Genomic DNA, 1256 nt, shown 5'->3' on the forward strand with positions numbered 1-1256 from the left:
TGGGACCGGGTGCTGAACGTTAACCTGCGAGGCGCCTTCCTCTGCGTCAAATACGGCCTGCCGCTGCTCCGCAAAGGAACCCACCCGTCGGTGATCAACATTGCCTCCACCCGGGCCCTGATGAGCGAGCAACACACCGAGGCGTACTCCGCCTCCAAGGCAGGCTTGTTGGGGCTCACCCATGCGCTCGCTATCAGCCTCGGCCCCCAGATCCGGGTGAACGCCATTCTTCCCGGCTGGATCGACGTCAGCACCTGGAAGCGGTCCGACTTGGCCCACCAGGAGCCCCTGACGGCCGAAGACCACCGCCAGCATCCCGTGGGCCGGGTGGGCCGGCCCCATGATATCGCGGCCGCCTGCCTTTACCTCGCTTCAGAGGAGGCCTCCTTCATCACCGGCCAGGCCCTGGTGGCCGACGGCGGCATGACGGTGAAGATGATCTACGTGTAGGCCGCCTCGGCCAGCACCCGGACCACCTCCGGCCGACTGAACTCCGGTGGCGGCAGCAGGCCGTCCCGGAGCAGGGCCCGCACCCGGGTGCCGCTTAGCGCCACGCGGTTCTCGGGGCCGTGGGGACAGGTCTTGGTGGTGGCCATCTGGCCGCACCGCCGGCAGAAGAAGCTGTTCTCGAAGCGGAGGATGGTGATGCCCAGCTCTTCGGGAGGAATCTGGTCGAAGATCTCTTGGGCGGCGTAGGTGCCGTAGTAGTGGCCCACCCCCGCGTGGTCCCGGCCCACAATGAAGTGGGTGCAGCCGTAATTCTTCCGACACAGCGCGTGGAAGACGGCTTCCCGGGGCCCGGCGTACCGCATGGCGGCGGGAAAGGCGGCCAGGAGCACCCGCTCGCGGGGGTAGTACCGCTCCAGGAGGACTTCGTAGCTTCGGAAGCGGATCTCCGCCGGCAGGTCATCGGCCTTGGTCGCCCCCACCACCGGGTGGAGGAGGAGGCCGTCGACCACCTCCAGGGCGCACTTCTGGAGGTACTCGTGGGCCCGGTGGACGGGGTTCCGGGTCTGGAAGGCGACCACCGTCCGCCAGCCCCGCTCCTGGAAAAGCGCCCGGGTCTGGGCCGGGGTGAGCCGGTAGTGGGCGAAAGGATCGGGCCCGGGTCGGTCCACCACCCAGAGGGGCCCGGCTAGGTAGACGGGCCCCTGGCGGTAGAGGCGGGCCACGCCGGGGTGGGCCTCATCGGTGGTGCCGTAGACCTGGGCCGCCTCCTCCCGGGGGTCGTAGGTGAAGCGCTCGGTCACCTGCAT

At 69.0% G+C, this 1256-nt stretch carries 2 protein-coding genes; one reads left to right on the plus strand and one right to left on the minus strand.

The genetic code is table 11. From position 1 onward, the window contains the following. Positions 1 to 450: SDR family oxidoreductase (locus FWJ67_RS11170; protein ID WP_414482864.1), on the plus strand; the 450-nt coding region annotated here is incomplete at its 5' end. Here the strand turns inward: FWJ67_RS11170 and sat are convergent. Next, a partial coding sequence (gene sat, locus FWJ67_RS11175; RefSeq protein WP_414482865.1) for a sulfate adenylyltransferase occupies positions 441 to 1256 on the minus strand: 816 nt, incomplete at its 5' end. The two genes, FWJ67_RS11170 and sat, sit on opposite strands and share 10 nt — an antisense overlap.

The sequence above is a fragment of the Limnochorda sp. genome (genome assembly GCF_047459355.1).
Taxonomy (GTDB): domain Bacteria; phylum Bacillota; class Limnochordia; order Limnochordales; family Limnochordaceae; genus Limnochorda.